Genomic DNA, 9339 nt, shown 5'->3' on the forward strand with positions numbered 1-9339 from the left:
GGGCAAAATCCTCCTGCGACAGGGCGACGGCAAGGCCGAGGCGGCGCATGGCGGCCACCGTGTCGGAAATTTTTGGCTTGAGCTTTCGCGGACGAAACGGCGGGAGCACCACCACGATGCCTTGCGCTGCCGCGATGATGAGGCGCCGGGCGGCGGATTCGGCTGGGCGCAAGAGCAGAAGAATGGCGCGATAGAGGTGGCGAGGAAGGCAGAGCGCCGCGGGCGGTTTGTTCCGCCCCGTCCTCCCCGCCCGTCCCGGCCTTGGCGCAACGGTGGCTTCCCCGAGCACCAGCGACAGCGGCCTGCCGAACCCCATCTCGGCCATGCCGACCAGCATCAAGAGGATATGCTTCAGCGCGTCCCGGTATCCCTCGATTGTCGTACTCGCGTCTCCAAACTCCACCGCCGCCTCCTTCGGACAAGGTCGGCATCCAATATGGAACATATCGTGAACATATGCAATGGTCCTAAGAAAATAATCCTTGACGACCGCGCCGCAGCGAGGCTGACATCACGCCCCTTGCGCAACACATTGAAAAGGCTTGATTTTTCGGGAGGGCGCGGCCCGCATCTGAGCCTTCCCAGCCTGGGCGCAAGGCCGGCCGGAAAGAATGTCATGCCTGTAAAGGCAAGTAGAAACAGATAGTTGGTGGCAACCCTCGTGGATTATCGCGGAACAAGCATGACCAACGAGGCCGACAAAGGCGATCGGGGAGATCATGGAAATCCCGGGGGCGGTTTACGCAATTCCGGATTTCAGGCCGGTCTTCCGACGGATAACATCGAATTGCAGGGCCAGGCCATATGTCGGCGAAGCCGGCCCAAGCCGCCTGAGGACAGGGGTGGGCGACGGCACGCTCCATTCCGAAACGATCCCCGCCGCCTCGCGATCCGCGCTTCGCTCCGATCGTTCGCCGACCCTCCCTCAAATGGGCTATCGGATTCACACATGTCATTGTTTCAATCGAAAAAGGTCGGGCATCGACAGGCGACAAATTCTGTGGGGACTTTACTATCACCACCGTCAAGGCCAGAGTCGGCATCGTCAGCCCGTGGCGAAATGTGTGACGCCATAGCTCAAGGGGGAACTCAAGCGTCGGCGCCCCATCTCCCCATCCGGAACCGGCCGATGTCGTGTGGCGTCTCGCCCACTGTCGCCAGGTCGGCAACCACCTCCCCCACCACGCTGGCGAATTTGAAGCCGTGGCCGGAACAAGGCGACGCCACGACGATGCGCGGATCGTCCGGCAGCGTATCGATGACAAAATCCTCGTCAGGCGTCATCGTGTAGATGCAGGTCTTCATCGCCTTCAGCCGCCCCGCGCCTTCCGGCAGGTAGCGTTCCAGGAACCGCCGCGTTCGCGCCTCGTCCGCGGGACCGGCGTCCTGGCGCGCGTCGTCGGCTGTTGCCAGCCGGCCGCTGCCGAAATGCGACGCGCATTTGAGGCCGAGGCCGGCGAAATCCGGGAAGCCATAGAGGAAGTCATCCTCTCCTTCGATGGCGAACACCGGAAGCGCCCCGAGCCCGAACAGTTCCGGCCGCTTCGGCTCATACCAGGTGAGCACCATCCGGTTCAGGAACAGCCGGGGCTTCAGTTCCGGCACGAGTTCCCCGATCCATGGGCCGGCCGCGATGACGACCGAACCCGCCTCGATGGCGCGGTCGGCGAGCACCACGCGCACGCCCTGTCCGCGCGGCTCGACCGCCAAAACCTTGGTGTCTGCAAGAACCGTCGCGCCGGCCTCCTTCGCCAGGCGAAGATGGAGTGCGTTGGCGAGATCCGGCCGCACGAAGCCGCCCTGTGGCTGGAACATGGCCGAATAGTTTTCGGGCAACCGGATGGCGGGAAAGCGGCGCGCGACTTCGGCCGGATCGAGCAATTCGTGGTCGAGCCCGTGCAATCGGCAGGCTTCGAGCGAACCCGCGACCAGCATACCGCCCGGTTTGCCTGCTTCAAGTATGCCGGTGACGGTCAGCACGGTCTCGCCGGTCAGGCTTTCCAGTTCCCGCCAGTTCTCATAGGCGCGGCGCACCAGCGGCACATAGGACGGGTGTTCGAAATAACCCAGCCGGATCGCCCGCGATTCGCCATGCGAGGAACCGCGGTCGTGGCCGGGCCGGAACTGCTCGATGCCGACCACCCGTTTTCCGCGCCGCGCCAGGTGGAACAGCGCGGCGCTGCCCATGGCGCCGAGGCCGATGACGGCGACGTCGTAAGTTCCATCGGAGGTCTTGTTGCGCATCCAGATCGTCCGGCATGTTCAGCTTTGCGCCGGCTTTGATACCGAAATGGCATCCGCTGCAATCGTGTCGTTACCGCGCAGCGCTAGGATTCACGGCGATTTCCGGCCGCAGGCCCGATAAATCGAGGCATTCGGCCCACACGCCGCCGCACCGGGCGATCCTTACGGCCTCGACCGGCGGCTGCAGGAGATGAGGCCATGGCCGTATCCTACACGCAGTTTCCGGGCCACTGGGGTTTCGACGCAAAGGCGTCGCCTCCATGGCAGATGTTGCCCGTGGGCGGCATGCGTTTTCTGATGGCTTCGGGAACGTTTGGCCTCGCTCCGCGCGTGCATGTCCCCTCGGGTTCCGCTGCCTCGCTGACGGCGACGGAATCCTTCGCCGCCGGCTACAGCCTGCTCAAACTGACGGGGATTCGTGGGGGAAAAGCCTTTATCGACTGGGCTCCGCCGGGAACGAGCCTGTCCGATCCGTTTGTATCCGAGGGCCTGCTCGAAGTCAGCGTCAAGGCGCAGAAACTGGTCGGAACCGCCTTCCACTATGTCGAGGCCGGCCGCCGCCAGACGACGGCGCGCCGTATCGCCGATCTGGAGGACATGATCCGAGGCGCCAACGAACTGCTGACACCCCAGGCGAATGTCAGGCTGGAGTCCAAGAGCGCGAAAATCCTCAACCTGCGCCAACGCCTCGGCAAGGTGGTCTACGATGCCGGCGACCCGGAAAAACCCTGGAAGCGCGACGAGTGGGAGATCGTCACCCGGAACGCCGATCCATCCGCCGACTTCAACGTCTTTTTCGTCAGGGAATTCGAGGACGACGATACGCCACGGATCGACCGCACCGACGCAGCGGTCCGCTGGTGGGAACGCAACTGCATCCTGGAGGACGACACCGGACACGACGCCGCTGAAGTGCTGGCGCACGAGACGATGCATCTGCTCCGCCTCGGCCACAGCACCAAGGCGGCGCACCTCAGCGCGCCCGGCCATCTTCGAACCGGCACGATCATCACCCGCGACCAGGCCAACATCATCAACCGCTCCGGCACCTGACGGCGGCTGCCGAAGGTCTGTTGAGATTCGGGTCAGGACGAGCCGAAAATGATGTTTTTCGAGAACCGAAGCGCAGTGTACGTGAAGGTACATGAGCATCGGAAGCGCAGAAAAGCACCATTTGCAGGCCGTCATGGCCTGAATATCGACAGACCGTATTCCGGCTGATGTCGCTTCCCCATTGCTGGGAGTCGCTGGCCCCGCTGTCGCTGCCTTGCGCAAGCGGCAATATGCGGCCTCAATCCTCTTGCTTGTTCGCGAGTGCCCGCATGAATGCCGCCGTCCAACCTGCCGAACCGATCGTCGCCACCGAGCGCACCCGTCGCGGCGGTCGGGCGGGAAGCCGCGCCCGGGGTTCGGCCACGTTCGAGCAGCCGCCGTTCCGGCAGCTCAAGATTCCGTTCCAGCCGACAAAACTGATTTCCGACGACGAGCTGGAATCGATCCATCTCGCCTCGCTGCGCGTGCTGAAGGAGATCGGCGTCGACGTGCTGCATGACGGCGCGCGCAAAATTATGAAGGAGCATGGCGCCGACGTGCGCGAGGGCAGCGAGCGCGTGCGTTTCGATGCCGACATGATCCTGGAACTCGTCGCACACGCCCCGTCCGAATTCACCATCCACGCCCGCAACCCGGCGCATAATGTGCGTTTCGGCGGCAACAACCTCGTGCTGTCGCAGATGGCGTCGGCGCCCAACTGTTCGGACCTCGATGGCGGCCGCCGGCCCGGCAACCAGCGCGACTTCCGCAATTTTTTGCGGCTGGCGCAGATGCACAACATTCTGAACACCACCGGCGGCTATCCCGTGGAGCCGATCGACATCCACCCGTCGGTACGCCACCTCGAATGCATCCGCGACCTGGCTGTTCTGACCGACAAGGTCTTTCACATTTATTCGCTGGGCAAGGAGCGCAACGTCGACGGCATCGAGATCACCCGCATCGCCCGCGGCATTTCGCGTGAGCAGATGCTGGAGGAGCCGTCGGTCTACACGATCATCAACACCAATTCGCCGCTAAAACTCGACGTGCCGATGATGGAGGGCATCATCCAGATGTCGTCAGCCGGCCAGGTGGTGATTGTCACGCCGTTCACGCTGTCGGGCGCCATGGCGCCGGTCACCATCGCCGGCGCGCTGGTGCAGCAGAACGCCGAGGCGCTGGCCGGCATCGCCTTCACCCAGATGGTGAGGAAGGGCGCGCCGGTGGGTTACGGCGGCTTCACCTCCAACGTCGACATGAAGTCGGGCGCGCCGGCCTTCGGCACGCCGGAATACATGAAGGCGCAGCTTGTCGGCGGGCAACTGGCGCGGCGCTACAGGATCCCCTACCGCACCTCCAACACCTGCGCCGCCAACACGGTGGACGCGCAGGCGGCTTACGAAAGCGTGTTTTCGCTGTGGGGTGCGGTGCAGGCGGGCGCAAACTTCATGCTGCATGGTGCCGGCTGGCTGGAGGGCGGGCTGCGCTGCTCCTATGAGAAGACGATCCTCGACATCGACCTGCTGCAGATGGTGGCGGAGTTTTTGACGCCGCTCGACCTGTCGGAGGACGCGCTTGCGGTCGACGCCATCCGCTCGGTCGGGCCGGGCGGGCATTTCTTCGGCACGCAGCACACGCAGGACCGCTACAAGACGGCGTTCTACTCACCGATCATCTCCGACTGGCGCAATTTCGAGACCTGGGCGGAGGCCGGTTCTCCCACAGCCATGGAAAAGGCGAACCGCGTCTGGAAGGAGCGGCTGGCGAGCTACGAGGAGCCGTGGATGGACCCCGCCATCCGCGAGGAACTTGAAGCTTTTGTCGAAAAGCGCCGCGCCGAAGGCGGCGCGCCGACGGATTTTTGAGTTTGGCCCACAGACTAGGAATCTGCTGCTCAGGACACCTCGCTTTATGAAAAGGTCCCCCCCTCCGTCTCAGGCCGAAAAGGCCCTCGACACCTCCCCCCCACTCCGTGGGGTGGAGGATAGGCCGTCATCAGCCGCAGCACCTATCCTCCACCCCACGGAGTGGGGGGGAGGTGCCGAGCGAAGCGAGGCGGAGGGGGGGCGGCCCATCGGAAAATCACGGAGTCGTCGCAAACCAGGTACGACAGAACGCGCCCGGACACTGCGTTGGGTTGAAAACAGCGCCGAAGGTTTGCTGTGGCAGGACCTGAAAGGGCGCCGGCTTGCAGGTCATCAGTTTGTTCGCCAGCATCCGATAGGGTCCTACTTCGCCGACTTCTGCTGCCGTAAGAAAAAACTCGTTATCGAGCTCGATGGCTCCCAGCATGCCGACAGCAGCTATGATCGCCGGCGCGACGAATTCATGCGCGCAAAGGGGTATTCGGTCCTGCGCTTCTGGAGCCATGACGTCCTGAAGGGGCGCACATCCGTTTGCGAAACCATCCTCGCCGCCCTGGACGGCCGGCTTGCCGGTGATGTCGCAGCATTTGATTTCCGCTTCGTGTATTCGCGTCCATCTCCAACGTCTTTCGCCGCTCTTGCCGGGGAATCGATATGAACCTCCGACCCGTCAACGCTCCCGACGCGCCGGCCGCCCCGACCTACCATCAAGCCATGGAAGTGTCCGGCGCCAGCCGCATCCTGTTCATCTCCGGCCAGATTCCGGTCGCCGTCGACGGCGGCATTCCGGACAATTTCGCCGACCAGTCGCGGCTTGCCTGGAAAAACGTCATCGCCCAGCTCGCCGCTGCCGGCATGACGCTCGACAATCTCGTCAAGGTGACGATCTTCCTGTCGGACCGAAAATACATCGCCGACTACCGCTCCACCCGCGACGAGGCGCTCGGCGGGCGCAAGGTGGCGTTGACCACGATCATCACCGGCATTTTCGATGAGAAATGGCTGCTGGAGATCGAAGCGATTGCCGCAGCCTGAGACTTCAAACAACCTGATTCAATCTTTGCAGTAACGGACCCAACTCAATGAAATCCCACGTCAAAGCGGTTGTCATCGGCGGCGGCGTCGTCGGCTGCTCGGTGCTCTATCACCTCGCTCGCGCCGGCTGGACCGACATCATGCTGATCGAACGCTCGGAGCTTACTTCCGGCTCGTCCTGGCATGCGGCGGGCGGTTTTCACACGCTGAACGGCGACCCGAACGTGGCGAAGCTGCAGGCCTATACGGTGCAACTCTACAAGGAGCTCGAAGAAATTTCCGGCCAGTCCTGCTCGCTGCACCTGACCGGCGGCGTGATGATGGCCGACACGCCGGAGCGCATGGATTTTCTGCGGCTGGCCCACGCAAAAGGCCGCTATCTCGGCATGGACACCGAGCTGATCACGCCGTCCGAGGCCAAGGCGATGTTCCCGCTGATGGACGAGACCAATTTCGTCGGCGCCATGTGGGATCCGGTCGAGGGCCATCTCGACCCCTCCGGCACGACCATCGCCTACTCGAAGGCGGCGAAAAAGCTGGGCGCCGAGATCGTGCTGCGCAATCCGGTTAGGGAATTGACGCAGCAGCCGGACGGCACCTGGAACGTGATTACCCAACAGGGCGTCGTGCATGCCGAGCATGTCGTGAACTGCGGCGGCTTGTGGGCGCGCGAGATCGGCCGCATGGTCGGCGTCGAGCTGCCGGTGCTGGCCATGGAGCACATGTACCTCTTGACCGAGCCGATGCCCGAGGTCGAAGCCTTCAACAGGGAGACCGGCCGCGAAATGGTCGGCGTGCTCGACTTCAAGGGTGAGATTTATACGCGCCAGGAGCGCAACGGCATCCTGCTCGGCACCTATGAAAAGGCCTGCAAGCCGTGGTCGCCGGTCAACACGCCGTGGGATTTCGGCCACGAATTGCTGCCGCCCGACCTCGACCGCATCGCGCCGTCGCTGGAGATCGGCTTCAAGCATTTTCCGGGCATCGAGAAGGCGGGCATCAAGCAGATCATCAACGGCCCCTTCACCTTCGCGCCGGACGGCAACCCGCTGGTCGGTCCGGTGCAGGGCCTGACCAATTTCTGGGTGGCCTGCGGCGTCATGGCCGGTTTTTCGCAGGGCGGCGGCGTCGGGCTGGCGCTGTCGAACTGGATGGTCAACGGCGATCCGGGCTTCGACGTGTGGGGCATGGACGTGGCACGTTGGGGCGAGTGGGCGAGCCTGCGCTACACCAACGCGAAGGTCCGCGAAAACTATTCGCGGCGTTTTTCCATCCGCTTCCCCAATGAGGAGCTGCCGGCGGCGCGGCCGGCGCAGACCACGCCGCTCTACGACGTCATGGTGGCGCAGAACGCCGTCATGGGCGATAGCTGGGGCCTGGAGACGCCACTGTGGTTCGCGCCGAAGGGCACAGAGCCGAAGGACATCGTTTCCTTCCACCGCTCCAACGATTTCGGGCAGGTCGGCGCCGAGGTGCGGGCGGTGCGCGAAAAGGTCGGCGTCACCGAGATCGCCAATTTCGCCAAATATGAAGTCAGCGGAAGCGGTTCGGAGGATTTCTTGAACCGCCTGATGACCAACCGCATGCCGAAAAAGGGCCGCATCGTGCTCACCCCGATGCTCAACGAATTCGGAAAACTGATCGGCGACTTCACCATAGCCCGCGCCGGCGACGAGCGCTTCATGATCTTCGGCTCGTCGGCCGCGCAAAAGTATCACATGCGCTGGTTCGAGAAGCACCTGCCGAAGGACGGGTCGGTACGCATCCACCGTTTCGACCAGACGCTCGTCGGCCTCTCAATCGCCGGCCCGAAGGCGCAGGCGCTGCTGCAAAAGCTGGTCGACGAGGATGTGTCGACGAAAGCCTTCAAATTCATGGATTTCCGCGAGATGGCGGTCGGCGGTGCGCCAGCCATGGTAAACCGCGTCACCTACACCGGTGATTTAGGCTACGAGATCTGGATGCAGCCGGCCTACCAGCGGCTGGTCTATGCGGCGATCAAAGCCGCCGGCCAGGAATTCGGCATCGTCGATTTCGGCATGCGCGCCCTGCTGTCCATGCGGCTGGAAAAGAACTTTCCGACCTGGTTCCGTGAACTTCGTCCGATCTACGGGCCGTTCGAAGGCGCCATGGACCGCTTCATCCGGCTGGAGAAGAACGATTTTGTTGGCCGCGACGCGGCTGCAAAGGAAAAGGCCGATGGACCGAAGCTGCGCCGCGTCTCGCTGATCGTCGATGCGCTCGACGCCGACGTCATGGGCGACGAACCGATCTGGGCGAAGGTGAATGGCAAGGATTTCGGCGCGGTCGGCAAGACGCACGATTTCGGCGCCCCGCGTTTCGATGCTACGGGCAAGCCGGTTCGCGGTTCGACCGCCGCCACCGGCGCTTCCGCCGTGCGCGGCATCCATGACGGCGAGTGGTCGGTGGTCGGCTGGGTCACGTCCGGCGGCTACGCGCATTTCGTCGAGAAATCGCTGGCGCAGGGCTATGTGCCGGCGGAGCTTGCCGAGAACGAGAGCGAGGGCATGTTCGAGATCGAGATTCTCGGCCACCGCCGCCCGGCACGGATCAACGTCCAGCCGCTGTTCGATCCGGCAGGCGAGAAAATGCGGGGGTAGATTAAGACGGGCGGACCAAATGACTCATCAAGGCTACTGGATAGAGCCCTTTTCCATAAGCGAAGGGTACAATTTGATTCTATCAGAGAGTCAATACAAAGATATTGAATTGTCTCGGTCATTTTTGATGGAATATATGCATCTTGAAGAGTGCTTTATGCAGATTGTTTACTGTCTCGATGATTTTGAGGAGTTTTTACTTTCCAGCGCTAGAAGATATTTATTGTTCCCATTTTCCTCATTCGACTATTTTCAAGATCAGCGCGTACGCGCGAACACGAGAGTAACATCTTTTCTCAACGCCATGACCAGCTTTCGTGATCAAGCGCCTAGAATGCAAAAAGTGATACATACGCACGATTTTAAGCGGAAATTTTCGGCTCTTTGGATGGACGCGACTAGGGATTCTATAAGAGTCAGTCCGGTAACTTTATGATGGATTACAAAGTCTTCTGATCATGAGGCGGATGGAGGCGAGCTTTAGGAAAGCGAGTGCCCTGGCGTTGAGGCATTCCCAGTCCTTGGCCAGGCGCCGACAG

At 62.4% G+C, this 9339-nt stretch carries 6 protein-coding genes and 2 pseudogenes; 5 read left to right on the forward strand and 3 right to left on the reverse strand.

Annotated features, from left to right (window positions below; all coding sequences use genetic code 11):
* Positions 1 to 403: pseudogene (locus ACH196_RS37090) on the reverse strand (hypothetical protein); the annotation flags it as partial.
* A gap of 686 nt (positions 404 to 1089) precedes the next feature.
* On the reverse strand, positions 1090 to 2244 hold the full coding sequence (gene solA / locus ACH196_RS37095) for an N-methyl-L-tryptophan oxidase (RefSeq protein ID WP_396651825.1): 1155 nt from the start codon (positions 2242 to 2244) through the stop codon (positions 1090 to 1092).
* Between the two features lie 198 nt (positions 2245 to 2442).
* On the opposite strand from solA, the gene ACH196_RS37100 reads away from it, so the two are divergent.
* From ACH196_RS37100 to ACH196_RS37120, 5 genes are all read left to right on the forward strand, one after another.
* Positions 2443 to 3297 (forward strand): hypothetical protein, encoded by an 855-nt coding sequence (locus tag ACH196_RS37100; protein ID WP_396651826.1) that lies wholly within the window; start codon positions 2443 to 2445, stop codon positions 3295 to 3297.
* A gap of 269 nt (positions 3298 to 3566) precedes the next feature.
* On the forward strand, positions 3567 to 5144 hold the full coding sequence (locus ACH196_RS37105) for a trimethylamine methyltransferase family protein (RefSeq protein ID WP_396651827.1): 1578 nt from the start codon (positions 3567 to 3569) through the stop codon (positions 5142 to 5144).
* Between the two features lie 208 nt (positions 5145 to 5352).
* Positions 5353 to 5802, forward strand: a complete 450-nt coding sequence (locus tag ACH196_RS37110; protein ID WP_396651830.1) for an endonuclease domain-containing protein — start codon at positions 5353 to 5355, stop codon at positions 5800 to 5802.
* On the forward strand, positions 5799 to 6179 hold the full coding sequence (locus tag ACH196_RS37115) for a RidA family protein (protein ID WP_396651828.1): 381 nt from the start codon (positions 5799 to 5801) through the stop codon (positions 6177 to 6179). Before ACH196_RS37110 ends, ACH196_RS37115 begins: the two co-directional genes overlap by 4 nt.
* Positions 6180 to 6226: 47 nt before the next feature.
* Positions 6227 to 8800 (forward strand): FAD-dependent oxidoreductase, encoded by a 2574-nt coding sequence (locus tag ACH196_RS37120; RefSeq protein WP_396651829.1) that lies wholly within the window; start codon positions 6227 to 6229, stop codon positions 8798 to 8800.
* 430 nt (positions 8801 to 9230) lie between these two features.
* Here ACH196_RS37120 and ACH196_RS37125 read toward each other — a convergent pair.
* Positions 9231 to 9339 (reverse strand): annotated as a pseudogene (locus ACH196_RS37125) (IS5/IS1182 family transposase); the annotation flags it as partial.

This window comes from Mesorhizobium sp. IMUNJ 23232 (assembly GCF_044326205.1).
Lineage (GTDB): Bacteria > Pseudomonadota > Alphaproteobacteria > Rhizobiales > Rhizobiaceae > Kumtagia.